This window comes from Gordonia lacunae (genome assembly GCF_002149015.1).
Classification (GTDB): Bacteria; Actinomycetota; Actinomycetes; order Mycobacteriales; family Mycobacteriaceae; genus Gordonia; species Gordonia lacunae.
Genome location: NZ_NGFO01000002.1, coordinates 80,237 through 105,141, shown reverse-complemented (window position 1 = coordinate 105,141; position 24,905 = coordinate 80,237). Strand labels below are relative to the sequence as shown.

24 protein-coding genes are annotated in these 24,905 nt (G+C 68.6%); 12 read left to right on the top strand and 12 right to left on the bottom strand.

Annotated features, from left to right (window positions below):
* Positions 1 to 63: 63 nt before the first annotated feature.
* Positions 64 to 930, top strand: coding sequence for an oxygenase MpaB family protein (locus CA982_RS02290; RefSeq protein WP_086533729.1), 867 nt, complete (start codon positions 64 to 66; stop codon positions 928 to 930).
* Here the strand turns inward: CA982_RS02290 and CA982_RS02285 are convergent.
* Positions 927 to 2,213, bottom strand: a complete 1,287-nt coding sequence (locus CA982_RS02285) for an MFS transporter (protein WP_143412514.1) — start codon at positions 2,211 to 2,213, stop codon at positions 927 to 929. The two genes, CA982_RS02290 and CA982_RS02285, sit on opposite strands and share 4 nt — an antisense overlap.
* A 64-nt stretch (positions 2,214 to 2,277) precedes the next feature.
* On the opposite strand from CA982_RS02285, the gene CA982_RS02280 reads away from it, so the two are divergent.
* On the top strand, positions 2,278 to 2,970 hold the full coding sequence (locus CA982_RS02280) for an SDR family NAD(P)-dependent oxidoreductase (RefSeq protein ID WP_086533728.1): 693 nt from the start codon (positions 2,278 to 2,280) through the stop codon (positions 2,968 to 2,970).
* 133 nt (positions 2,971 to 3,103) lie between these two features.
* On the opposite strand, the gene CA982_RS02275 is transcribed toward CA982_RS02280, so the two are convergent.
* From CA982_RS02275 to kstR, 3 genes are all read right to left on the bottom strand, one after another.
* A complete protein-coding gene (locus tag CA982_RS02275) occupies positions 3,104 to 3,571 on the bottom strand; it encodes a MaoC/PaaZ C-terminal domain-containing protein (RefSeq protein ID WP_086533727.1) in 468 nt (155 codons plus the stop codon).
* Positions 3,568 to 4,578 (bottom strand): alpha/beta hydrolase, encoded by a 1,011-nt coding sequence (locus CA982_RS02270; RefSeq protein WP_086533726.1) that lies wholly within the window; start codon positions 4,576 to 4,578, stop codon positions 3,568 to 3,570. Before CA982_RS02270 ends, CA982_RS02275 begins: the two co-directional genes overlap by 4 nt.
* Positions 4,579 to 4,704: 126 nt before the next feature.
* Positions 4,705 to 5,355, bottom strand: coding sequence for a cholesterol catabolism transcriptional regulator KstR (gene kstR / locus CA982_RS02265; protein WP_086533725.1), 651 nt, complete (start codon positions 5,353 to 5,355; stop codon positions 4,705 to 4,707).
* Positions 5,356 to 5,488: 133 nt separating this feature from the next.
* On the opposite strand from kstR, the gene CA982_RS02260 reads away from it, so the two are divergent.
* From CA982_RS02260 to CA982_RS02230, 7 genes are all read left to right on the top strand, one after another.
* A complete protein-coding gene (locus CA982_RS02260; protein WP_086533724.1) occupies positions 5,489 to 7,711 on the top strand; it encodes an acyl-CoA dehydrogenase family protein in 2,223 nt (740 codons plus the stop codon).
* A 120-nt stretch (positions 7,712 to 7,831) separates the two neighbouring features.
* Positions 7,832 to 8,983, top strand: coding sequence for an acyl-CoA dehydrogenase family protein (locus CA982_RS02255; protein WP_086533723.1), 1,152 nt, complete (start codon positions 7,832 to 7,834; stop codon positions 8,981 to 8,983).
* Positions 8,973 to 10,136: an acyl-CoA dehydrogenase family protein gene (locus tag CA982_RS02250; protein ID WP_086533722.1), complete on the top strand. Its 1,164-nt coding sequence runs from the start codon at positions 8,973 to 8,975 to the stop codon at positions 10,134 to 10,136. The genes CA982_RS02255 and CA982_RS02250 overlap by 11 nt, the downstream gene beginning before the upstream one ends.
* A complete protein-coding gene (locus tag CA982_RS02245; protein ID WP_086533721.1) occupies positions 10,133 to 11,188 on the top strand; it encodes a bifunctional MaoC family dehydratase N-terminal/OB-fold nucleic acid binding domain-containing protein in 1,056 nt (351 codons plus the stop codon). The genes CA982_RS02250 and CA982_RS02245 overlap by 4 nt, the downstream gene beginning before the upstream one ends.
* The gene (locus CA982_RS02240) at positions 11,185 to 11,658 is read left to right on the top strand and encodes a MaoC family dehydratase (protein WP_086533720.1); all 474 of its coding nucleotides are present in this window, start codon (positions 11,185 to 11,187) and stop codon (positions 11,656 to 11,658) included. The genes CA982_RS02245 and CA982_RS02240 overlap by 4 nt, the downstream gene beginning before the upstream one ends.
* Positions 11,658 to 12,830, top strand: a complete 1,173-nt coding sequence (locus CA982_RS02235; RefSeq protein ID WP_086533719.1) for a lipid-transfer protein — start codon at positions 11,658 to 11,660, stop codon at positions 12,828 to 12,830. The genes CA982_RS02240 and CA982_RS02235 overlap by 1 nt, the downstream gene beginning before the upstream one ends.
* 160 nt (positions 12,831 to 12,990) lie before the next feature.
* Positions 12,991 to 14,625, top strand: coding sequence for an acyl-CoA synthetase (locus CA982_RS02230; protein ID WP_086533718.1), 1,635 nt, complete (start codon positions 12,991 to 12,993; stop codon positions 14,623 to 14,625).
* Here the strand turns inward: CA982_RS02230 and CA982_RS02225 are convergent, their stop codons facing one another.
* The 3 genes from CA982_RS02225 to CA982_RS02215 all read right to left on the bottom strand — a co-directional run bounded on the left by CA982_RS02225 (position 14,626) and on the right by CA982_RS02215 (position 16,519).
* Entirely contained in the window at positions 14,626 to 15,270 is a 645-nt protein-coding gene (locus CA982_RS02225; protein ID WP_086533717.1) for a LysE family translocator, read from the bottom strand.
* Positions 15,271 to 15,332: 62 nt separating this feature from the next.
* On the bottom strand, positions 15,333 to 16,178 hold the full coding sequence (locus tag CA982_RS02220) for an SDR family NAD(P)-dependent oxidoreductase (RefSeq protein ID WP_086533716.1): 846 nt from the start codon (positions 16,176 to 16,178) through the stop codon (positions 15,333 to 15,335).
* Positions 16,175 to 16,519, bottom strand: a complete 345-nt coding sequence (locus CA982_RS02215; protein ID WP_086533715.1) for a nuclear transport factor 2 family protein — start codon at positions 16,517 to 16,519, stop codon at positions 16,175 to 16,177. Before CA982_RS02215 ends, CA982_RS02220 begins: the two co-directional genes overlap by 4 nt.
* Positions 16,520 to 16,640: 121 nt before the next feature.
* Here CA982_RS02215 and CA982_RS02210 point away from each other — a divergent pair, with 121 nt between their 5' ends.
* Complete coding sequence (locus CA982_RS02210) at positions 16,641 to 17,468, top strand: MerR family transcriptional regulator (protein ID WP_086533895.1); 828 nt, start codon at positions 16,641 to 16,643, stop codon at positions 17,466 to 17,468.
* Between the two features lie 32 nt (positions 17,469 to 17,500).
* On the opposite strand, the gene CA982_RS02205 is transcribed toward CA982_RS02210, so the two are convergent.
* Both CA982_RS02205 and CA982_RS02200 read right to left on the bottom strand, forming a co-directional pair.
* Positions 17,501 to 18,796 carry an SLC13 family permease gene (locus tag CA982_RS02205; RefSeq protein WP_086533714.1) on the bottom strand — a complete coding sequence of 432 codons (1,296 nt, stop codon included), beginning with the start codon at positions 18,794 to 18,796 and terminating at the stop codon, positions 17,501 to 17,503.
* Between the two features lie 18 nt (positions 18,797 to 18,814).
* A complete protein-coding gene (locus CA982_RS02200) occupies positions 18,815 to 20,476 on the bottom strand; it encodes an MFS transporter (protein WP_086533713.1) in 1,662 nt (553 codons plus the stop codon).
* Positions 20,477 to 20,689: 213 nt separating this feature from the next.
* On the opposite strand from CA982_RS02200, the gene CA982_RS02195 reads away from it, so the two are divergent.
* The gene (locus tag CA982_RS02195) at positions 20,690 to 20,887 is read left to right on the top strand and encodes a hypothetical protein (RefSeq protein WP_086533712.1); all 198 of its coding nucleotides are present in this window, start codon (positions 20,690 to 20,692) and stop codon (positions 20,885 to 20,887) included.
* Positions 20,888 to 21,020: 133 nt separating this feature from the next.
* On the opposite strand, the gene CA982_RS02190 is transcribed toward CA982_RS02195, so the two are convergent.
* From CA982_RS02190 to kstD, 3 genes are all read right to left on the bottom strand, one after another.
* On the bottom strand, positions 21,021 to 21,452 hold the full coding sequence (locus CA982_RS02190) for a DUF6918 family protein (RefSeq protein ID WP_086533711.1): 432 nt from the start codon (positions 21,450 to 21,452) through the stop codon (positions 21,021 to 21,023).
* Between the two features lie 122 nt (positions 21,453 to 21,574).
* On the bottom strand, positions 21,575 to 22,438 hold the full coding sequence (locus CA982_RS02185; protein ID WP_086533710.1) for a MaoC/PaaZ C-terminal domain-containing protein: 864 nt from the start codon (positions 22,436 to 22,438) through the stop codon (positions 21,575 to 21,577).
* Between the two features lie 5 nt (positions 22,439 to 22,443).
* A complete protein-coding gene (gene kstD, locus CA982_RS02180; protein WP_086533709.1) occupies positions 22,444 to 24,168 on the bottom strand; it encodes a 3-oxosteroid 1-dehydrogenase in 1,725 nt (574 codons plus the stop codon).
* Between the two features lie 305 nt (positions 24,169 to 24,473).
* On the opposite strand from kstD, the gene CA982_RS02170 reads away from it, so the two are divergent.
* The gene (locus tag CA982_RS02170; RefSeq protein ID WP_086533707.1) at positions 24,474 to 24,854 is read left to right on the top strand and encodes a nuclear transport factor 2 family protein; all 381 of its coding nucleotides are present in this window, start codon (positions 24,474 to 24,476) and stop codon (positions 24,852 to 24,854) included.
* The last annotated feature ends 51 nt before the right edge of the window (positions 24,855 to 24,905 follow it).

The window sequence follows — 24,905 nt, the reverse complement described above, 5'->3', positions numbered from 1 at the left end:
CGACCGGCGGGTCGACAGACGCTAAGCTGACGACGAGACAATCAGGAAACACTTGTTATCAGAATGGGCGGGGCCATGACGCAGGGCGATCAGCGCATGTCGCGGGTAGAGATGGACAACATCGACAGCAGCTTCTTCGCGCGCTCGCTGCTGTCGATGGGGCAGACGATGAGCACGACGAACGTGATCATGCAGCTGGCGAACCCGGCGGTCGGGTACGGAGTCGCACACAGCAAGGTCGAGAACGGGCGGCTCGATCGTCATCCGGTCAAACGCGCCCGGACCACCGCGTCGTACCTCGCGGTCGCCATACTCGGCAACGCCGACGACCGGCGCCGGTACCGGCACGCCGTCAACCGGCAGCACGCGCAGGTGCGGTCGGACGCCGACAGTCCGGTGGAGTACAACGCGATGAACACCGATCTGCAGCTCTGGGTCGCGGCCTGCCTCTATGTCGGGTGGGAGGACATCTACGAGCGTGTCCACGGGCCGCTCCAGGGCGAGGATCGCGAGAGGTTCTACCACCAGGGCAAGGTCTGCGGGACGACCCTGCAGATGCCCGCCGAGGCCTGGCCGGCCACGCGCGAGGAGTTCACGGCCTACTGGGAGGACCAGGTCTCGCGCATCGAGATCAGTGACGAGATCCGCGACTTCCTGCTCGACATCGCCAACTTCGGCTACGCGCCCACCCGTATCCAGGAGAGATACGGTCCGGTCAAACTCCGCCGGACCATCGGGTATCTGCCGCAGCCGTTCCGTGAGGCGCTCCGGGTCGAGTGGACCGACGAGGACCAGGAGTGGTTCGACGGCTACGTGGGCCGACTGGTCGAGAAGGAACGTCGCACACCGCTGTGGCTGTCCCGGTTGAGTTTCCGTCTCCTGCTGGCCGATGTCCGGCTTCGGGTCAGGATGGGACGACCGCTCGTCTAGGGAAGGGCGGCGCCGCTGCGGCGCGCGGCGACGTAGGCGAGTGCGCCGGCGAGCAGACATGCGACGGCTCCGACCGCGAGACCGACTCGAGCAGTGGACGTCTCGATGATCGCGCCGACGATCGGCCCGCCGATCGGCGTGGAGCCCATGAACGCCACCGACCACAACGCCATCACCCGGCCCCGCATCCGCGGTTCGGAGTTGAGCTGCAACGTGGCGTTGCCGGTCGACATGAACGTGACGCTCAACCAGCCGACCCCGAAGAGCGCACAGATCGCGGTCGGCAGATTCGGAGCGAGCGCGGTCGCCCCGACGGCGATTCCGAAGCCGAAGGCGGCCAGCGTGAGTGGGCGCAATCCGGTGTTCCCGCGGGCCGCGACGACGAGGCCGCCGACGACCGCGCCCACCCCCATCGCCGACGTCATGAACCCCAGTGCTTCGGGCCCGCCGTCGAACACGAAGTCCGCGGCGGCCGGCAGCGTGACCGGGAAGTTGTATGTGAGTGTCCCGACGAGTGCCATCGTGGCCAGTGGGATCCAGAGGGCGGGGCTGCCGCGCACATACCGGAGGCCCTCCCGCAGCTGGCCTTTCGCGCGTGGGATCGGTGTCTCCGCAGTGATCTGCGACGAGTCGAGCGCGAGGAGTGAGGCGACGACGGCGACGAAACTGACCGCGTTGACGGCGAAGCACAAGCCGGATCCGACGAGGCCGAGGACCACACCGGCGACTGCCGGGCCCACCGCGCGGGCGGCATTGACCATCACGGAGTTGAGCGTCACCGCATTGCGGATCAGATCCTTGCCGACGATCTGATGGATGAACGCCTGGCGCGCCGGCTGTTCGAAGGCGTGCCCCAGCCCGAGCATCACCGCCAGCACGCCCACGTGCCACACCTCCACCACTCCGGTGAGGGTGATGACGGCGAGCGCCGCCGCCAGCAGCCCCATCATCGACTGCAGGACGATCAGCAGCCGGCGACGGTCCACGCGATCGGCGATCACCCCGGCGTACGGACCGATGAGCAGGACGGGCAACGCCTGGAGGGCGACGATGAGTCCCAGCACGGATGCCGACCCGCTCAGCGTCAGGACGAGCCACGCCTGCGCCGTCGCCTGCATCCACGAACCCGTCATGGAGACCGCCATCCCCGCGTAGAACAGGCGGTAGTTGGGGATGCGCAACGACGCGAACATGCTGGTCCGGCCCGATTCGTCGGGGCGATGATCGCCCGGTTCACGGTCCCGCGGTTCGTCTCCGATCTCGGGAACACGCTCGTCGGTCATCGACGACCATCGTAGGCGCGCGGCCTGAGCGGCCCGGCGACGCACCTCCAGTAGGGTCGGCAGGATGACGCAGACGGTGATCGTGTCGGGCGGGACGGGCGGCCTCGGGGCGGCGGTCACCCGCAAGCTTCTCGACGACGGTCGGCGCGTGGTGGTCCCCTGGATCACCGAGTCCGAGTTGTCGCGGCTGCCCGAATCGGACCGCGTGATCGGTGTTCATGCCGACCTCTTCGACGAGGCGTCGGTGGCCGAGGTCGTGGCGGTCGCGGCCGGTGACCCGTCCGCGCCGGTGACCGCGGTGGTGAACCTGGTGGGCGGGTTCGCGATGGGGGACCGGGTCGACGCGACGCCGGTCGACGAGTTCGAGCGACTCCTCCGGCTCAACCTGCGACCGCTGTATCTGCTGTCCGCGGCAGCGATTCCGACGCTCGTGGAAGCCGGTGGCGGGTCGATCGTCGGGGTGTCGGCGAAGGCGGCGTTCGCGCCCTTCTCCGGTGCGGCCGGGTACATCACCTCGAAGGCGGCGGTGTGGGCGTTCATCAGTGCACTCGCCGCCGAATACAAGTCCGACGGCATCCGGGCCAATGCGATCCTGCCGTCGATGATCGACACCCCGGGCAACCGGGCGAGTCAACCCGACTCGTCCCGTGCGGGCTGGGTGTCGCCGGAGTCGATCGCGGAGACGATCTCGTTCCTGGTCTCCGACGCGTCGAGCGCGATCACCGGAGCGCAGATCCCGGTGCCCGGCGTCGGCTGAGCTCGGCACGATCGGAGATCAGACGCACGGTCGACGGGATCGGGCGCACGGTCGACGGGATCGGACGCACGGTCGACGGGATCGGACGCACGGTCGACGGGATGTGAGACCGCTGCGGCGCAGCCGTACAGAGTCAGTCGCGCGGGCGGTCCGGCCGGGCGTGCACATAGGCTTCGACGACTGTGCGGAGGACCGGCTTGCCCTCGGTGTTGCGGAGTTCTGCGGACGAGGTGACCAGCGCGCGGTCGCGGTCGTCGAACTCGATCGCGTCGATGACGGTCGACCCGGTGAGGGTGTCGCCGGGTCGGACCGGACGCAGGAACTCCACGTCACCGAGTCGCTTGCCGGCGATCACCCGCCAATTGGTCAGCACGCCGGTGACATTGAGCTTCTGATAGATCGACATCGTGTGCAGCCCACTGGCGATCAGGCCTCCGTAGGGCCCGCGCTCGGCAACGTCGGGATCCACGTGGAAGTCCTGCGGATCCCACGCGCGAGCGAAGTCGACGAGTTCGTCCGCACTGACGAAATGCTCTCCGAACTCGAAGATCTGGCCGACGGACAGGTCATCGGCCCACAAGCGGTCCGATGCGTCGCTCACCTCAGGTCTGCCGCGATCTTCGGCCACGTGGTCTCTAGGTCGTGTTCCCAGTAACCCCACGAGTGGGTGCCGCTCGGCCGGAAGGTGACCTCGTGCGGCACCTTGAGAGCCCGCATGCGCGAGACCATCTGCTTGGTGCACTCGTTGACCGCGGCCTCGATGATGCCGCCGATGACCATCTGGTTGGCCAGAGTCAGCGGATCGCCGGCGACCAGCGGTGCCTCGAGCCGGTCGAACTGACCGGGCAGGCCGGTCCCGCTGGTCATGTAGACCTTGGTGCCGCGCAACTTGGCCGCGTTGATGTACGGGTCGTTGTCCCGCCAGCCGGCCGAATTGACCGGTCCCCACATGTTGTTCAGATTGCCCTGCCCGCGGTCGGCGACGACCATCCGGATGTAGGCCTGTCCGACCGGATCGCTGGTTCGGGCGCATCCGCTGTAGGCGGCGGCCGACCGGTACAGCTTCGGTGCGGCGATCGCGAGATTGAGGACCGACGTGCCGGCCATCGAGATGCCGGCGATCGCGTTGACCTTGGTGGTGTCGAATTCCTTGTCCACCAGCGGCGGGAGCTCCTTGGTGAGGAACGTCGTCCACTTGTTGCGGCCGAGCACCGGATCGTCGTGCTGCCAGTCGGTGTAATAGGAGAACGCGCCTCCGATCGGCGTGACGACGTTGACCTCTTTGTCGGCGAAGAACTTCGCGTACTGGGTCTTGGCCGCCCAGGTCGCCGAGTCCTCGCCGCCGCCCGCGCCGTTGAGCAGGTAGAGGGTGGGGCGCGGCTTGGTCGTGTCCTTGGGCCGCAACACGTTGACGGGGATGAGTTTGCGCATCGCCGCCGAGTAGACGATGAGTGTCGACTGCTGGGCCGAGTCGTGGACCACGGTGTCGACGCGGGCGCGATCGGGGTCGGGCGTGGGTTCGGCCAACGCGGCCGGAGCCCATCCGGCGGTCGCGACCGCAACGGCACATCCGGCGACGCACAGTCGTCGCAACCAGGAGGATCGCACCTCTAGCCCCTTCTGTTAACAAAATTCTCAGACGTAACAAAGGTAGCGGAGAACTTCGAGGGCTCCCAAGTCGAGAAGGTCCTCGTCACCCAGTTGTGACGTCTCGTTCGAGGGGGGCGGTGCCTACTACTTGACGCGGTCTTTGAGCAGAAGTCGGACGGTCAACTCGAGTCGGTTGGTGACATCGGTGGCCGACGCACGACGGGTGAGCCACTGCACCAGGTTCGACATCCACACGTCGGAGAGGACGCGCGCGATCGCGAGATCCTCCTCGGTCGGTTCGCCGTCGTCGACGATGGCCCCCGCGAGGAGTCGGTCGATGATGCCGGCGACCTGATCGACCTCGGCGGTCGCCGACGCGTCGGCGAACATGAACGCGCGGGTCATCGCCTCGGTGAGGAGCGGATCGCGCTGCATGGCGAAGGTGATCATGTCCAGCACATGGCGGAGGCGGTCGATGGCGGTGTCGCCCCGGAGCAGTGAACGGTCCACCTTCGACTCGACGCGCTCGAACTCGCGGGCGAGCGCGGTGACGAGGAGATGGACCTTCGAGGGAAAGTAGCGGTACAGCGTGCCGACGGCCACGTCGGCCTTGTCGGCGACGGTGCGCATCTGCACGGCGTCGTATCCGCCCTTGGACGCCAGGGCGAGGGTGGCGTCGAGGATGCGGCGGCGGCGTTCGCGCTGCGCGGTGGAGCCGGCTTCGGACGAGGCGGCAGACGCCGCAGCCCCGGTGGGAGCGTCGACCGCGGCGTTGCCGGGTGCAGAACGGGCCATGTGCTCTCGAACATCCTCACGTGTCAAACGGTCTGTCGGGTGGATCGCGGGTGGCTACCCGATCCGAGTACACCCATGGCATATTAGAACAGGTTCTAATTATTCGTCACAACTCGACATACAGGGATTGCCAGTGACAATCGCCACGTCTTCCGAGCAGATCGCGGTGCGCGACAGCATCGCGTCCTGGGCGCGCTCCACCAGTGTGACCGACATCGTCCGTTCCGACATCGACAAGCCGCGCGACCAGTGGACGCAGCTACTGTCCCAGATCGCCGACCTGGGCGTGTTCGCCGCAGCGGTCCCCGAGGCATCCGACGGCCTCGGTGCGAGCTTCCTCGACGTGGCGGCCATGCTCGAGCAGTGCGGGGCCGACCTCGTCCCCGGCCCGCTCGGGCCGACGGTGACCGCGGCGATCGCGCTGGCGGTTCTCCGGGGCGATGTGCACGAGGGTGACGCCGACCGGGGCGCCGCGCTGTTGCCGGAGCTGCTCGCCGGATCGGTACCGGTGGTGACGCCCGCGTCGAGTTACGCCGGGGTGGCCCTCGAACTGTCCGGCGGCGACCTCGACCTCGGACTCGTCGGCGGGTACGTCGAGGGGTGCGCCGTGCTGGTCGAGTTCGGGACCGTCGGCAGCGCACGGTCGTGGTGGATCGTCCCCCCGGGGGTCGGTGTCGCCGACGTCGCGCCGCAGACCCCCCTCGACGGCACCGCGTCGGTCAGCCGCGTCCGCGTGTCCGAGGTCGAGCTCGACGACCTGATCGAACTCGGGGACCCGACGGTCGTCGCCGGCCTGCTGTCGGCGACCCTCGCCGCGTACCAGAGCGGCGTCACCCGATGGGCCCTCGACACTGCCGTGGAGTATGCGAAGGTCCGCACCCAGTTCGGGGTGCCGATCGGCTCCTTCCAGGCGATCAAGCACATCTGTGCGGAGATGCTGTGCCGCAGCGAGCGGGTCACCGCGGTCGCGTGGGACGTCGCCCGCGCGGTCGACGACGTGCTCGCGGCCGCCGGGGCGGACGGGTCCTCGGACGACCTCGTCACCGCGCGTGAGCAACTCGAGATCAGCAGGCTGGCCGCCGACGTCGTCGTGGGCCGCGATCCGGTCGCCAACACCAAGGACTGCGTCCAGGTTCTCGGCGGGATCGGGTTCACCTTCGAGCACGACGCGCATCTCTATCTCCGTGCGGCCCTCGCCGCGCAGGCGGCGCTGGCGAACGCATCGGCGCATGCCGCCGCACTCGCCGGACTCGGGCTGTCGGGCGCGCGGCGACGTTTCCGGCTCGACCTGTCGCAGGTCGAAGACCGGCGCGAGGAGGTCCGGACCACCGTCGCGACCATCGCCGACGCCGCTCCGGACGACCGGCGCAGACTCCTCGCCGAGACCGGCTATCTGACCCCGCACTGGCCGGCACCGCACGGCCTGGGCGCCGATGCCGCGCTGCAGTTGCTGATCGACATCGAACTCGAGTCGGCCGGCATCGAGCGCCCGGACCTGGTGATCGGCGCGTGGGCGATCCCGACGATCCTCGAGCACGGCACAGACGCGCAGCGCGAACGGTTCGTGGCGCCGACGCTCGCCGGCGACATCGTGTGGTGTCAGCTGTTCTCCGAGCCCGAGGCGGGCTCGGACCTGGCCGCGTTGCGAACCCGAGCCCAGCGGGTCGACGGCGGCTGGCGGCTGGACGGCCAGAAGATCTGGACCTCGCAGGCCCACAACGCACAGTGGGCGATCTGTCTGGCGCGCACCGATCCGGACGCGCCGAAGAACAAGGGCATCACCTACTTCCTCGTCGACATGGGTTCGCCCGGCATCGACATCCGGCCGCTGCGCGAGCTCTCCGGGCGGGCCAACTTCAACGAGGTCTTCCTCGACGGTGTCGTCGTGCCCGATGACTGCGTCGTCGGCGACGTGAACGGTGGCTGGCGGCTGGCCCGCACCACGCTCGCGAACGAGCGGGTGGCGATGGGCGGGACCGGTCTCGGCAAGGAGATGGAGGCGCTGCTCTCGCAGGTGCGGTCGATGGATCGGGAGCTGACCGCCGAGGAACTGTCGGCACTCGGCACCCAGCTCGCCGACGCGCATGTCGGCCGGGTACTCGACGCGCGGGCGGCGACGAGGCAACTGGCCGGGCTCGACCCCGGCGCGCTGTCGAGTGTCCGCAAACTGATCGGCGTCGAACACCGCCAGTCGGTGCCCGACCTCGCGTTGCGCCTTCTCGGGGTCGCCGGCCTGGCGGCGTCCGAGGCGTCCGACGCGGTGCTGCAGAACCGCTGCCTGTCCATCGCGGGCGGGACGACCCAGATCCTCCGCACCGCCGCCGCGGAACGCATTCTCGGTTTGCCTCGGTCCTGACCGTCCCGGAAAGTGCTGAAACCGCAGATAAGCGCCGATTCCGACACCCTTGCGCGCGGACTCTGATACAACTAGAACAGGTTCTAGTTCTTGACGGGTTCATGGTGAGGGAGGCGCAGGGTGGACTTTGCCCTGGACGGCACGGCGATCGCGGTTCGCGACGTCGCCGAGGACGTGTTCGCACGACGACAGTCCGACTGGGAGTCGGCGTTCGGTGGGCGCGATCCCGGCGGCACGGACGCGGGGCGGGAGGCGACCCGCGGCGGGTTCGAGGCCGACGGCTGGCAGGCACTCGTCGACGCCGGACTGCTCGCGCTGCCGCTGCCGGCCGCACTCGACGGCGACGACGTCGACGAGTCGGGTCTGCTCCCGCTGTTCCGCCGGATGGGTCGCGCCGCGGCCGTGACGCCCGCGCTCGGCTCGCTCACCGCGGCGCTCGTGTTCGCCAAGGCGGACGCCCAGGCGGGCGAGGGATCGGTGTGGTCGCGGTTCGGGAGCTCGCTCACCGGCGGCAGCTGGGTCTCGGTCGCGATCGGCGAACACGGCGACGCCCTGACCGCCACCCCGCGGACATCCGTCCGCGACGGTCGGCTCACCGGGACGAAGGTCGGTGTGCTGCATGCCGACGGCGCCTCGCTGTTCCTCGTGGCCGCCGACGCGGGCGTCGTGGCCGTGTCGCCGGACGCCGAGGGGGTCGCCATCGCGCGTACGCCGACCTCGAGCGGCTGGGGCGAGTACACGGTGACCTTCGACGACGTACCCGTCGACGACACCGACATCGTGGTCCGCGATCTCGCGGTTCTCCGCGACCGGTATCGCCTCGCCCTGTGCGCCTACGCGGACGGCCTGGTCGCCGGCGCCACCCGCCTGACCGCCGACCACGTCTCGACGCGCGAACAGTTCGGCAAGCCGATCGCCCTGTTCCAGGCGGTGGGCCAGCAGCTCGCCGACATCTATGTCGTCGGCCGGTCGATGGAACTGGCGACCACCGCGGCGGCCTGGCGACTGTCCGAAGGACTGGACGCCGCAACCGATCTCGCCGTCGCCGCCTACTGGCTGGCCGAGGAGATCCCGCCGACCACGCGGACGATGACCCACCTGCACGGCGGCATCGGAGTCGACATCACCTATCCGTTGCATCGCTACTTCTCCCTCACCAAGGACCTGGCGCGCCTGGTGGGTGGAGCGCACGTGCGGCTCGACGAACTCGCCGACATCACCGACGTCCCCGCCGACGACACCCGTATCGCAGAGGTGCCCGATGTTCATTGATCTGACCCCCGAACAGCGCGCCCTGCGCGCGGAACTGCGCGAGTACTTCGCCGATCTGGTCACTCCCGACGAGGCGGCGGTGATGCTCACCGAACGCCACGGACCGACCTACCGCAAGGTCATCAAGCGGATGGGCGACGACGGCTGGCTGGGCGTCGGCTGGCCGAAGGAGTTCGGCGGCAAGGGCTTCGGTGAGATCGAACAGCAGATCTTCACCAACGAGGCCGTGCGCGCCGACGTCCCGCTGCCGTCGGTGACGCTGCAGACCGTCGGGCCGACGCTGCAGGTGCACGGCACCGACGAGCAGAAGCAGAAGTTCCTGCCCGCGATCCTGGCCGGTGACGTGCACTTCGCGATCGGGTACACCGAACCCGAGGCCGGCACCGACCTGGCGTCGCTGACCACCACCGCGGTCCGCGACGGCGACCACTACGTGGTCAACGGGCAGAAGATCTTCACCACGGGCGGGCACGACGCCGACTACATCTGGCTCGCCGTCCGGACCGACCGGGATGCACCCAAGCACAAGGGGATCTCGATCCTCATCGTCGACACGTCCGACCCCGGATTCACCTGGACGCCGATCATCACCGCCGACGGTGCCCACCACGTCAATGCCACCTACTACCAAGATGTCCGGGTTCCGGTGTCGATGCGGGTCGGCGAGGAGGGTGGCGGCTGGAAGCTGATCACCACCCAGCTCAATCACGAACGCGTCATGCTGGGCCCGGCCGGCCGGATCGACGGACTCGCGGCGCGGGTGCGCGCCTGGGCGCAGCGGCCCGGTCCCGATGGGACCGTCATCGCGAAGCATCCGGACGTCCGCCGCGCGCTCGCCACGATCGACGCGTACGGCCGCATCAACGAGTTGCTCAACTGGCAGGTGGCCGCGACGGGAGAGGCCATCTCGATGGCCGACGCGGCGGCCACCAAGGTGTTCTCGACCGAACGCATCCAGACCGTCTGCCGGATGGTCGACGAGATCGTCGGACGCTACGGCGATTTCACCGATCCCGAGACCGCGGCGCTGGTGAACTGGCTCGACGTCCAGCAGAAGCGCCACGTGGTCATCACCTTCGGTGGTGGGGTCAACGAGGTCATGCGCGACATGATCGCGACCGCCGGTCTCGGTCTACCGCGAGCCAAGCGATGAGCGCGCCCCAAGTCACCCGCGACGGCGTCGTCGGCGACGAGGCGATCCGAGCCGCCGCGCAGGAGATCATCGACGCCGGTCCGAGCGCGCCGGTCGCCGGTCGGGACCCGATCAACCAGCCCATGATCAACAACTGGGTCGAGGCGATGGGGGACACGAACCCCGTCTACACCGACGCCGGCGCCGCCCGGGACGCCGGACATCCCGGCATCGTCGCGCCGCCCGCGATGGCACAGGTGTGGACGATGCGCGGCCTCCACGGCGTGCGGACGGCGGATGATCCGTTGGGCCGCGCGAGCGAACTCTTCGACGAGGCCGGCTTCACCTCGGTGGTGGCGACCAACTGCGACACCGTCTACCACCGCTACACCCGCCCGGGTGAGGAGGTCGCGTTGTCGGCCGAGCTCGTGGAGGTGGTGGGACCGAAGAACACCGCCCTGGGCGAGGGGTGGTTCTTCACGACCAGGAACGTCTGGTCGGTCGGCGGGGACGACGGGACGCGCGAGGTCGTCGCCGAGATGCGGTTCCGGATCCTCAAATTCCGTCCGGCAGCCCGGAATCCAGGAGCGGAGCAGGCACCGTCCGACGTGCCCGCCGATCTGGACCCGGCGCGGCTGCTCAAGCCCAGCGCGTCCCGGGACACCGCCTTCTTCTGGGAGGGGGTGGCCGCGCACCAGCTGCGAATCCAACGTGACGGTGACGGTGCACTGCGCCATCCACCGGTCCCGGCCACCTGGAAACCGCGTGCGGCCGACGGAACGGTCCCGCCGACGGAGTACGTGGTCGCGGCCGGCACCGGCACCGTCTACAGCTACGTCGTCCACCGCGCGCCGAAGGTCCCTGGACGGCAGCTGCCGTTCGTGGTCGCGCTCGTCGAACTCGACGAGGGGGTTCGCATGCTCGGCGAACTCCGGGGCGTCGAACCGGGCGCGGTGTCGATCGGCATGCGCGTTCGCGCAACCTATCTGGACTTCCCGGCCGACGAGGCGGCCGGGACCGCGGCGTGGACCCTGCACGCGTGGGAACCGACCACGGAAGAGGACTCCGAATGACGACCGTTGCCGCCTATCCCGCGGCCGTCGGAACGACACTGCCACCGTTGACGATCGAGGCGACACCCACGTTCGTGGTGGCGACCGCGCTGGCCACGCGCGACTTCCAGGACGTGCACCACGATCGCGATCTCGCGCAGGCGAAGGGGTCCAAGGACATCTTCGTCAACATCCTCACCGACACCGGGCTGGTGGAACGGTTCGTCACCGACTGGGCAGGCCCGTCCGCCCGGATCGGTTCGATCGCACTCAAACTCGGTGTCCCCTGGTATGCCTACGACACCGTCACCTTCACCGGCGAGGTCACCGCCGTCGACGACGGGGTGATCACGGTCGCCGTGACCGGCACGAATTCGCTCGGCAAACATGTCATCTCGACGGTCACGCTCACGATCGGTGCGGCCGAGCCCGCCCCTGTGGGCTCGGAGCCGGAGCGCCGGGGGCCGACCGGTCGAGGGGAGGACCTCTGATGGGATCACTGTCCGGTCAGGCGGTGATCGCCGGCATCGGCGCGACCGAGTTCTCGAAGGATTCCGGGCGCAGTGAGCTGCGGCTCGCCGCGGAGGCGGTGTCGGCGGCGATCGCCGACGCCGGTCTGACGCCCGCCGACGTCGACGGTCTCGTCACCTTCACGATGGACACCAACAGCGAGATCTCCGTCGCACGAGCAGTGGGTATCGGAGACCTGACGTACTTCTCGCGGATCCACTACGGCGGTGGCGCGGCGTGTGCCACGGTCCAGCAGGCCGCGATGGCGGTGGCCACCGGCGTCGCCGACGTCGTGGTGGCCTATCGTGCCTTCAACGAGCGATCCGGTCTGCGCTTCGGACAGGTGAATTCGGCGGTGGCGAACCAGGAGAACTCCTCGGGGACCGAGAACGCCTTCACCTACCCGCACGGTCTGTCCACCCCGGCCGCGTTCGTCGCGATGATCGCCCAGCGGTACATGCACGACTTCGGGGCGACCAGTGAGGATTTCGGACGCGTCGCGGTCGTCGACCGTAAGCACGCAGCGGTGAACCCGGACGCGTTCTTCTACGACAAGCCGATCACCCTCGAGGACCACCAGAACTCGCGGTACATCGCCGAACCCCTGCATCTGCTGGACTGTTGCCAGGAGTCCGACGGCGGTGTCGCGCTGGTCATCATGTCCCCGGAACGGGCGAAAGACCTGCCGCACAAGCCTGCCGTGATCGCAGCCGCCGCGGCCGGTAGTGCTGCCGACCAGTACATCATGACCAGTTACTACCGGGACGAGCTCGCCGGCCTGCCCGAGATGGGGCTCGTCGGCCGCCAGCTGTGGTCGCAGTCGGGACTACGCCCCGACGACATGGACATGGCGATCCTCTACGACCACTTCACGCCGTACACGCTCCTGCAGCTCGAGGAGCTCGGATTCTGCGGGCGGGGCGAGGCCAAGGACTTCGTCCGGGAACCCGGCGCCCTCGAGGTCGGCGGCCGACTGCCGCTGAACACCCACGGCGGCCAGCTGGGCGAGGCCTACATCCACGGCATGAACGGGATCGCCGAAGGGGTCCGGCAGATCCGCGGGACCTCGGTCAACCAGGTCGAGGCGGCCGAGAAGGTCGTCGTGACCGCCGGGACCGGCGTTCCCACAAGCGGATTGGTGCTGACCGCATGACAGCTGCCGATCCGAGGATTCCAGACGACCCTTCGAGGCTCGTCGCTATCGCTCCTCGCACCTCAGGGAGCGGATGGTCGACCGCTATCGCTCCTCGCACCCCAGGGAGCGCATCCCGAACCCCCACCAATTCACTCCGTATGACCAAGGAGCGCGCACGATGAAGTTCAACCTCGCCGATGTCTTCGAGACCGTGGCCGACTCGGTGCCCGAGCGGATCGCGCTCAGCTATCAGGGTCGCCAGATCAGCTACGCCGAACTCGACACCCTCTCCAACCAGGTGGCACATCTGTTCGCCGGGGCGGGGATCGGCGCGTTCGACAACGTCGCGCTGTTCCTGAAGAACAGCGTCGAACACGTCACGAGCCTGCTGGGGCTGCTCAAGGTGCGCGCCGTCCCGGTCAACGTGAATTACCGCTACACCAACGCCGAACTGCAGTACATCTTCGACAACTCAGACTCCCGCGCGATCATCGTCGAACTGCCCGAGCATCAGCGCAGCGTGGCGGCCCTTCTCGCCGAGACACCCACCGTCCGTACGATCTTCGTCATCGGTGACGTCGCCGAGGAGCTGTATGCGGCAGTCGCCGGCCTGCCCGACGGTCGCGTCGTCGAGATCGTGTCCTTCGCCGATGCGGAGTCCAAACCGGACGGCCGGGACTTCGAGCCGCGCACCGGCGAGGAGCTGTACCTGCTCTACACCGGTGGCACCACCGGGTACCCGAAGGGTGTCATGTGGCAGCACGACGACTTCTTCCGCAAGCCGCTGTCCGGTGGCAACCCGTACGGCGAGGCCCGCCAGGATCTCGAGGAGATCGGCACGGCGGTCAAGGATTTCCCGCCCATCGCATTCCTGCTCGCGGCGCCGCTCATGCACGGCGCGGCGTCGTACTCGCTCTTCACGTTCTTCACTCTCGGCGGACGCCTGGTCATCCAGCGGGATTTCGATCCCGAGGCAATCGTCACCGAGATCGAGAAGGAGAAGGTGAACATCGTCCTGATCGTCGGCGACGCCATGGGCATGCCGCTCGTCGAGGAACTCGAGAAGCGCAAGGACGCCGTCGATCTGTCGTCGATGTTCTCGATCACCTCCGGGGGCGCGATCTGGTCGCAGCACGTGCGTGACCGGATGCTGGCGGTGAAGCCGGATCTGGTGCTGCGCGACAACTTCGGCGCGTCGGAGTCCGGGAACGACGGTGAGATCATGATGGACGAGAACGGGAATCTGAAGGTCCCGCCGACCGACCGGATGATGGTGGTGGACGAGCGGCACAACAAGATCGAACCCGGCTCCGGGGAGGTCGGCTACATCGCGCGGATCGGCAACGTCCCGCTCGGCTACTACAAGGACGAGGAGAAGACGGCCAAGACCTTCCCGACGCTGGCCGACGGAACCCGGATCTCGATCCTGGGGGACATGGGCACGGTCGAGGCCGACGGGTCGATCGTGTTCCTCGGACGCGGTTCGCAGTGCATCAACACCGGCGGCGAAAAGGTCTACGCCGAAGAGGTCGAGGCGACCCTCCATGGGCATCCCGCGATCGCCGACGCGCTGGTCGTCCCGGTCCCCGACGAGAAATACGGGCAACGCGTCGCCGCGGTGATCAAGGTCGCCGACGGGGCCGACGAGCCGTCGCTCGAGGAGATCCAGGACCACTGCCGCGAGAGCCTCGCCCGGTACAAGGTGCCGCGCACCGTCGTCTTCGTCGACGAGGTCAAGCGCACCCCGGCCGGCAAGGCCGACTACCGGTGGGCCAAGGCTGCGGCCGCGGCCCACGAGACCGCCCCGGTCTGATCAACCCTCGAGTGCGAGACGCACTCCGAGCCCGATCAACGCGACTCCGCCGATCGCTTCGACGCGACGGCGGATTCGTGCGCTCTGGAGCCATCCCGCGATACGGCCGGCGGCGCCCACCAGCACGGTGAAGTACGCCGCGGTCAGCGCGATGTAGATCGCCCCCAAGCCGAGGGTCGTCCATCCCGTGGAGTACCCGTCCGGCACGAAGCCGGGCAGGAGACTGATGAACAGGATGCCGATCTTCGGGTTGAGGATGTTGGTGAGCAACCCGGCGGTGAAGCCGGCGAACAGCAGACCCGCCTTCCGGCCCGCGGGCGGCGCGACCGCGTCTTGTGATGCCGCGAGATCGGGTGCGGCGCGCAACAGCGCGCGGACCGAGCTGATGCCCATCCACACGAGGTAGCAGGCCCCGACGATCTTCAGGATCTCGTAACCGGTTTCGCTGGCCTGCAGCAATGCCGACAGGCCCAGGACGGCGGCGGTGACCCAGACCATCAGGCCGCACACGATCCCGGCGGCGGTCCGCAGGGCTTCGCCGCGTCCACCGCGTACCACTGCGCGCAGGACCACCAGGGTGTCCGGGCCCGGCAGCAGCACGATCAGCGTCGCGGTGACGACGAAGGACAACAGCGCTGCGAGCATGTGGTCATGGTAGGACCCCGCGCGGGTGGCGGGCCCCCGCCGGCGCCGTGATGCTCACCCGGCTAACCGTCGGCAGGGAAATCCGCTCTCCGAGAGAGGTCCTCGTTTGATCGGATGTCCGCCAACGCCTTCTCCAGGGAATCGCTCACGGCATCGAAACCACTGTTGCCCAGGATCAGCCGGCGGGGCGGCGGCTCCTGGGCCATGGCCGTGATCACCGCGCGCGCACCGCGGTGCGGGTCTCCGGGCTGCACGCCGTCCATGTCCACGAACGCCGTGCGAACCTCGTCGAGCATCTCGTGGTACTCCGGGATCGGCTCTGACACCGGCTCGTCGACGAAGCCGGCGTAGGCGTTCGTGCGCGTGGCTCCCGGCTCGACCGCCAGCACCGAGATGCCCTGCGCGGCGACTTCGTCGCGAAGCGTCTCGGTGACGGCTTCGACGGCGAACTTCGTCGCGCTGTAGTAGCCGAAACCGGGCGCCGCCACCAGCCCGGCCACGGAGGACACGTTGACGACCCATCCGTCGCCGCGGGCGCGCATCCCCGGCAGCACCGCACGCGTCACCGACAGCACCGCGAAGAAGTTCAGCTCGAACATCGCCCGCACCGCGGACTCGTCCATTCCTTCGATCGATCCGAACCAGCCGCGGCCGGCGTTGTTGACCAGTACGTCGATTCCGCCGAAGTGCTCCTCGGCTGCTCGCACCGCGCGCAGCACCTGCGCGGGATCGGTGACATCGAGCGCCACCACGAGAACGCGGTCCCCGTACCGCCCGGCCCACGCTGCCATCTCGTGCGGCCGTCGTGACGTGAGAACCACTCGGTCGCCGGTCTCCAGAGCCGCTTCGGCGAATGCCACCCCGAAGCCGCCCGGTGTCCCCCCGGTGATGAACCATCGTCGTGTCACGGCTCGATCACCAGCCGGCTGATCAGCTCGCCGTCCAGCACGAAGCGGTAGTGCAGGTCGACGACCCCGCCGGGGAAGTCGCCCTCCAGGTGCTGCCCGACGTCGACGCCGGTCGCGGTCGTGGTCGCGCCGGTGAACTCGGTCGTATAGGTGTACTCGCTGCCGCTGACCGAGGCAGACAGCCAGGCCCTGATCTCGTCGCGTCCCGTGTGGTCGCGGCCCTCGTCGGTCACCACGGCATCGGCGGTGAACGTGGCGAGGGCTCGATCGTCCTTTCTCGCGTCGAGTGCGGTCATGAATGTCTTGATCGTGTCGGGGAGTGCGTCCCATTCTGTGTTCATGACCCCACGGTGGGGCTTCCCCCAAGGGGAGAGTCAACCCGCATGCCGCGCTGTTGACCTTGCCCCAGGGGCAGACTGCACGATGTCCTCACCTGGCACGCCGATCACCGAGGAGGACGCAATGGGGGCACGGGTCTCGATCGGTGACTTCGCGGTGATGACCGGCCTGAGCAGGAAGGCGTTACGGCACTACCACGACATCGGCATCCTCGAACCGGCCGAGGTCGATTCCGACACCGGCTACCGCTTCTATGACACCGGCCAGGTCGACCACGCGCACATCATCCGCAGGTTCCGATCTCTCGGCATGTCCATCCCCGACATCAAGGCCCTGCTGAGCGCAGACGATGCCGCGACTCGCACCGAGATCATCACGACCCATCTCGAGCAGATGGAGGTGCAGCTACAGCAGACTCGTGACAGCGTCGGCGCGCTGCGCGAACTACTCTCGCCGGTGCGCACCCCCGCGTTGATCGCGGTGCGCCACGAACCGGCGCTCGCCGTGTGGTCCGTCGGCGCCACGATCGAGACCTCGGAGATCGACGACTGGTTCGCGGTGACGCTGAGCACGCTGCGGGACGCGGTCGCTACGGCGGCCGGCGCACCGGTGGCGGTCGTGCCCGGCGGGCTCTACGATCGCGCACTGTTTCTCGAATCACAGGGTGAAGCAACCATGTTCGTCCCCGCGCCGCCATCTGCCACCCCGCCGGCCGGCGTCCGTGCGGAGGTCTTCCCGGCGGCCGAATACGCGGTGCTCAGACACTCCGGCGGTCACGACGGCATCGACCGCAGTTACGGCGCCCTGGGCACCTTCGCGAACGAACACCTGATCAGCCGCCAGGGGCCGATCCGCGAGCACTACCTCGGTGGATCGCTCGCCGATCCGACCGCGTTCACCACCACCGAGATCTGCTGGCCGATCCTCGGCACGAGCACACCGCCGGGATGACGACGACCGGACCGCCCTGTCCGGCGCGACCGCTACGTCAGCCGCAGCACCGCCCACAGCGCGACGACGGCGACGACGAGTGTCGCCGGCACGGTGAGTGCTCCGAGGCGTAGGTACTCGCGGGAGGTCGGGGCGCCCGTGCCCCCGCCGGAACCGTCGCGATGCATGATGTCGCGCCACAGCAGGTTGGCCAGCGACCCGAAGTAGGCGAGGTTGGGTCCGAGGTTGACGCCGAGGAGCATCGCCAGGACCAGGCCGGGATCGTGGGCGACGAGCGGAATGAGCAGCAGGGTCGCCGGCAGGTTGTTGACCAGGTTGGCGAGGACCGCGGCCAGCGCGGCGACCCCGAGCAGTGCGAGGAATGCGGACTCGTCCGGGATCAGGCCGCCGATCCAGTCACCGATCGGGCCGGTTCGCACCGGCAGGATGACGACACCGAGGACGGCGACGAACCCGAGAAACGGGATGTTCACGGCGTGCAGCGTGTCCCGCAGGGTGGGCAGCGGGGCGTCGAGCAGCCGCGGCACCGTGAAGGCGACCGCGCCCACGCCGGCCACCGCGGCCAGCGGGATGCCCAGCGGTTCGGTCACGACGAAGGCGATCAGCAGCAGACCGAGCATCGCCAGCATCAGGGTGGGGCGGGGCGGGGCATCCACCGGCGCCGACTCGCCGGCGGTCGAATCGGCTGCCGGGGCAGTGCGCGCGAGCGAGTCGGCGAAGTACAGGCGGAAGATCAGGTACTCGACGACGATCGCGGCGACCCAGGGCGCCAGCATCACGCCGGTGAAGCCGAGGAAGCTCAGCCCGGTTGCGGAGAACGCGAGCAGATTGGTCAGGTTGGACACCGGCATCAGGGTCGATGCGGTATTGGCCAGGTGGGCGTTCGCGAACGCGACCGGGGTCACCCGCGCGCCGATCCGCCGTGCGGTGGCCACGGCGACCGGCGTCAGCAGGACGATCGTGGTGTCGAGGCTGAGGACCGCGGTGGTCGCCGCGGCCGCGAGGAAGACGATGCGCAGCAATCGATGTGGCGAGGCCCTGCTCCATCGGGCCAGGAGCGACCCGATCCAGGTGAAGACGCCCGCGCGGGCACAGGCGTCGGCGACCACCAGCATCGCGGCCAGGAAACCGATCGTCGGCGCCATCGTGGTGATCTCGTCGGCGGCGTCGTGGAGGTCGGCGAGACCGAGCGCGATGAGCAGCGCCGCGACCGGTGCGGCCACCGCCACGGCCGGAACACGCTGGGCGACAACGGTCGCGACGATCACGACGAGCAGGGCGGTGACGCCGACAACGGTGCCGGCGACGCTGTCCGCGGTGAGTACCACCGGGACAGGCTACGTCACTCAGTCGCGGGCGTAGGTGTCGTCGTGGTCGGGGTCGCGCACCTCGCCGTCGTCGGTGGCGGCCACCTCGACGACGCGGCGAGGTGTCAACCACAGCAGGGCCACCGAGCTGGCGACCATGATCCCGCCGAGGACGAGGCACGCGTACTCGAACGGCACGTAGAACGCCTCCTGGCTGCCGTCGGCGATCTTCTCCGCGAGCGACGCGGCCTGTCCCGACAGCTTGTCGACCACCACACTGGCCTCGGCCAGGGAGCGTTCGATGAGGGTCCCGGCCTGGTCGGCCTCGGCGATCATGGCCTCGCCTCCGGCGGTGTCGCCGGCCGCCACCCGCTGCTGGCCGGCCGCGGCGAGCTGATCGCGGGCGAGTTGCGCGGTCTCGCCGATCCGCGACTGGTACCCCGCGGCGACGATGCTGCCGGCGATCGCGATACCGATCGCCGCGCCGATCTCGCGCGCGGTGTCGTTCACCGCCGAGCCGACACCCTGGTTGTCGAGCGGGGTGTTGGACATGATGGCCGTGGTCGCCGGTGCGGAGGCCAGGCCGATGCCGACCGCGATGACCGCGACCACGCCCGCGAGCCCCCAGTACGACTCGTATCGGAACAGGCCCAGGAGCAGCAGGCCGATCCCCGACAGGAGTGCGCCGCCTGCGATCACGAACTTCAGTGAGTGGAGCCGTACCGCCAGCCAATTGGCGATCAGGGTCGTGATCCCGACACCCACGACAAACGGCATCAGTGCGAGTGCCGATTGCAGCGGCGTGTACCCGAAGACCAGTTGGAGGAGCTGCAGCAGGAGGTAGAACATGCCGAACGATGCGAGGAACTGGACGGCGACCGACAGGGCACCGGAACCGAACGCCCGGTTCGCCAGCAATCGGACGTCGAACAGCGGAGAGGCCGAGCGCAGTTCCACGACGACGAACGCGCCGGCGAGCAGTACGCCGCCCACGATGCAGATCAGAACGAGGGGATCGGCCCAGCCCCGGTGCGGGGCTTCGAGCAGTCCGAGGACGACGCCGGTGATGGCGAGGATCGAACACACGGTGCCCAGGATGTCGAAGCGACCGGGGTCGCTGTCCTTCGACGTACCGATGGTCAGGCAGAGCGCCGCCGCGATTCCCGAGGATGCGGCGAAGGTGATGAAGATCGAGTGCCAGGTGAAGAACTCGAGGAGAACGCCGGTCACGAGGAAGCCGGCGATCGCCCCGCCGCCGGCGATGGCCGACCAGATGCTGATCCCGACTGCGCGTTGACCTTCCGGCATCCCGGAGGTGATGAGGGACAGGGTGGTCGGCATGATCAGCGCCGCGGCGGCACCGGCGAAGCACCGGGCCAGGATCAGCTGGGTCGGGCCGTCCACCCAGATCGCCACCAGCGAGGCGAGGCCGAACAGGAGAAGGCCGACGATCAGTACCTCGCGACGTCCGAGCCGATCGCCGATCGCGCCCGCCGGGAGCAGCAGCGCCGCCAGCGCCAGGGTGTAACCGTCGACGATCCAGGTCATCTGCCCGGCGTCGGCACCGGTGTCGATCGCGATGTCGGGCAGGGCCGTGTTGAGGGCCGCCATCGCGGCCACGACCATGCTGACCGACAGACAGGCGACGAGGACGAGCCAGGCAGATCGAGCGTCGAGGCGGATGGCGGACGGTAATCTCATTCGGCGTCCTGCGCTTTCGGGGTCTGCATGCGGCGACACGCGGTCGGTCGACGACGACACTGTGTTGCGGTTTCGTTATCGCGACACGCTCTGTGGGCGCCGACGCTACACCAGTAACTTGTGACACATTTATCACTGCAGTATCGATACCGGGCACACGCGAGACCGCGCCGGTCCCCGTTGGCCCCGGACAACCGAAAGTGGTGACAGGTCATGGCCTCACCCCGAATCGCACGAACCCCCGCCGCTGCTACTCCCGCTGCCGCGGCCCCGGTCGCATCGCCCGACGTCGCCCCGAATGGGACCGAGATCTCGCCCGCCCGCGTCCATGTGTGGCGTGTGCTGTCGATGCTCGCCGCACTCATCGGCGTCGTCGTGGCCCTCGTGGCCATCGCGTCGTCAGCGGTCTGACCCGACTCCGTCGGAGTAAGCGTCTGATCCGACTTCGTCGGAGTAACCGCCTGATCCGACTTCGTCGGAGTAACCGCCTGATCCGACTTCGTCGGAGTGGCCGTCCGACCGCCGACGACGCGCGCGCCGAACCCTAGGCGGCGTGCCGCTCGATGGCGGCACCCAGCCGCGGCAGTGCCGCGATCACGTACTTCTTCCCCTTGCCGCGCAGCGAGTTGTACGCCTTGGCCAGCGCGGGCTTGGCCGTCTCCGCCTGCTCGTCGGTGACCGAGAGCAGGGCCTCGGCTGCGGCGTCGCTGTTGGCCGAGAGGTGGTCGCCGAAGGCGACACCGGCAGGCTTGGAATCCCAGAAGGGCGCCAGCGCCTTCAGGAAGTCCTCGGCCATCTGGTCGGTGGCGCTGCGCACGACACCGGGCTTCACCTTCTGCACCGCGGAGTAGGCGGTCTTCACAGCAGCGCCGCTCAGGCCCGACTGGTCGGCCACCTCGGCGTCGATGACACCGACGAGGTCGGTCACCAATGCACTGCGGTTGTCGGCGAGTAGGGGCGTCAGCGAATCGCTCATGGGCGTCTCCTCGGGGATATGCGACGTGGAACCTGCGGGCCGCCTCGCGGTCCGCGTGTGTAGCGTACTGGCCCCACGAGACAGCGTCTCCGGGCTGCGGCCGAGCCGTCGCGACGACGGTTCTATCGGCGACGTTCGCAGACCACATTGCCGAGGGCCTTCGCGCCGTCGCGTTCGACGACGGTTGCGGTGGCCAGCAGCCGGGAGTCGTCCTCCCACACCTCGACCGCGAGGGTCTCGCCCGGGAAGACCACGCCCGCGAACGATGCCGAGTAGTCGGCGACCGCGGTCACGTCGCCGCCGAGGACCTCGTCGACGATCACGCGACAGACCGTGCCGTAGGTGCACAGTCCGTGCAGGATCGGCCGGGGAAAGCCCGCCCGGGAGGCGAATTCGGGGTCCGAGTGCAGCGGATTGCGGTCTCCGCACAACCGATAGAGCAGTGCCTGCTGCGGAAGCGTCGCAACGGTCAGCCGATGATCCGGAGCGCGGCCGGGATAGTCGACCTTGGCCGAGGAACCGCGTTCGCCGCCGAAGCCGCCCTCGCCCTTGGCGAAGATCGAGGACCGGGAGGTCCAGAGGGTGTGGCCCTCGTCGTCCGTGGTCACCGACTCCTGCACGACCACCGCGGCCGAGCCCTTGTCCTGGATCTCGGCGATGCGGGTGCGGGTGGTCGCCTTGCCGGCGGCCGGCAGCGGCCGGTAGGCGGTCACCTGCTGGCTGCCGTGGACGACCTTCGCGAGGTCGATGTCGATGCCGGGGAACGAGACCTTCGGGGGTTCGGTGGTGTGGAACCCGGCGGCCACGGTGGCAAAGGTGGGCAGCACTTTCGGCGTGGCGTCGTGGATGTACTCGAGCCCGGTGGTGTCCATCGGGTCCGCTGCGGCTCCCACCGCGAGGTTGTAGAGGGCGGCGTCGGACGCCGACCATTCGAAGCTCACCTCGGGCAGCTCGGCCCCCAGGGCGACGGAGAGGTCGATGGGCATCGTGATCAGGCTCCTGCGGATGTCGGGGTGGCGGCCTTGGCGGCGATGTCGGCGGCGGCCAGGTAGCCGAAGACCATGGCCGGACCGATCGTCGCGCCGGGGCCGGCGTAGGTGTGTCCCATGACCGGGGCGCTGGTGTTGCCCGCCGCGTAGAGACCGTCGATGACCGAACCGTCGGCCCGCAGGGCGCGACCCGAGGCATCCGCGTTGATCCCGCCCTTGGTGCCGAGATCGCCCGGGACCATCTTGACCGCGTAGAACGGGCCCTTGCTGACCTCGCCGAGGCTCGGATTGGGCTTGTTGGTGATGTCGCCGTAGTAGTGGTCGTAACCGCTTGTGCCACGACCGAAGTCCTCGTCGACACCCTTACGGGCGAAGCCGTTGAACCGCTCGGTGGTCGCGGTGAGTGCGTCGACGGGCACGCCGATCTTCTCGGCGAGGGCCGCGATGCTGTCGGCCTTGACGACGACGCCCGACTCGAACCACCTCTTGGGCAACGGCTGTCGGGCGTTGATGCCGGCGAAGAGGTAGCGGTTGCGACAGCGCTGGTCGAAGATGAGCCACGACGGCACGTTCTCGCCGGGGCCCTCGCCCTGCCCGAACTCGCCGCCGTACATCTGGTGTACCGCTTCGACATACGGCAGGGACTCGTTCATGTAGCGCTGCCCGCGCGTGTTCACCATGAAGGTGCCCGGCACCGCCCGCTCCGACAGCGCGAACCACGGACCGCGGGGCAGCGGGATCGTCGGCCCCCACCAGGCGTCGTCCATGAGCGACACCGCGGCGCCGATCTTGAGGCCGGCGTTGATGCCGTCGCCGGTGTTGCTGGGGGCGCCGGTGGTCCACTCGGAACCGATCGGGTCGCGCTGGTACTTCTTGCGCATCTCGTCGTTGTGCTCGAACCCGCCGCAGGCGAGGATCACGCCGTGGCGGGCCCGGATCTCGACCCGCTTGCCATCGGATTCGGCGATCACGCCGACCACGCGACCGTCTTCGGTGATGAGGTCGGCCAGGCCGGTGTTCAACCGCACCGGGACGCCCGCCTCGCGGACACCGAGGAGGAGCTCGGCCGCGAGGGCTGCACCCATGGCGATCAGCTTCTTGCCGCGGCTGCGCGCCCAGAAGAACCGGCTGCCGACCTTCGCCATCCGCAGCGGACCGCGCCAGTGACGTAGGCCGGTGTTGAGCCAGCGGTAGTCCGACTGCAGGACGACCATGTTCAGCGGCGCCTTGGTGTACTGCGGGTGCAGGGTCTTCAGGTCGTCCCCGAGCCGGCGCGCGTCGAACGGGCGCGGTTCGATCGACCGTCCGGCGAGCCGGCCGCCGGGCGCCTCCGGGTAGTAGTCCGAGTAGTTCTTGACCCACTCGAGGTCGAGGGGGGCGTGCGCCATCAGGAAGTCCAGCGCCTCGGGACCACGGTCGATGTAGGCGTCGATGCGGTCGGCCGGGGCATGGTCGCCGATGATCGCGTGGACGTACTCGCGAGCCTTGTCCGGGGTGTCGGTGACGCCGTCGCGGCGGAGCACCGAGTTGTTCGGGATCCAGACCCCGCCCCCCGACCGCGACGTCGAGCCGCCCCAGTACGGCGATTTTTCGATCAGGACCGTCGACAAGCCCTTCTGAGCTGCGGTGATCGCCGCGCTCAGGCCCGCAGCGCCGGCCCCGACGACGACGACGTCGAAGGTCTCGGGTTCGGTACTGGTCTGTTCTGGTTCGGTCGAGCCGGCCATGGGGTCCCCTTCGTGCGCGCAGCTGGAACGTGTTCTACCTGAATTAGAACACGTTACAGAAATGCCACGCCAGGGGTGCTCCCGTTCCCGTCGACTGTGCACCCGACTCCGTCGACTGTGCGTCCGTTTTCGTCGACTGTGCGCCGTAGATCATCCAGTGTGCGTTCGGAGGGCCGGCGGTGATGTCCCGTTCAGCGGACGACGGTATGTCGTCGGGCCGAACCCGCTGATTCGATGACGTGAGCCCTTCCACGGGGCCGCGCAGAGGCCGTGATGGATGCGCGAAACGATTCGACAGGAGTTTCATGTCTCCCTCAACCAAGCAGATCCGTGATGCTGTTGCCGGGTACATCGCAACAGTCAGCAGCGGTACGTCGGCCGAGATCGCCGCGTTGTATGCCGAGGATGCGACGCTCGAGGATCCGGTCGGTTCCGAGATCAAGGTCGGTCGAGCGCAGATCGAGAAGTTCTACAGCGCGCTGGACTCCATCGATTCGACTGCGGAGTTGCTGACCGTCCGGTCCGGCGGGTCGACCGCGGCCTTCCACTTCCGCGTCACCTCGCACCTGCCCGACCAGACGGTTGTGGTCGAGCCCATCGATGTCATGACCTTCGATGACGATCTCACGATCACGAGCATGCGCGCGGTCTGGGCGCCCGAGGATGTCATCGCCGGCCAGCGGTGACGATCCTCGCCGGTCCGTTGCCGTACGCCGCCAGTGCCGACGCCACATCAC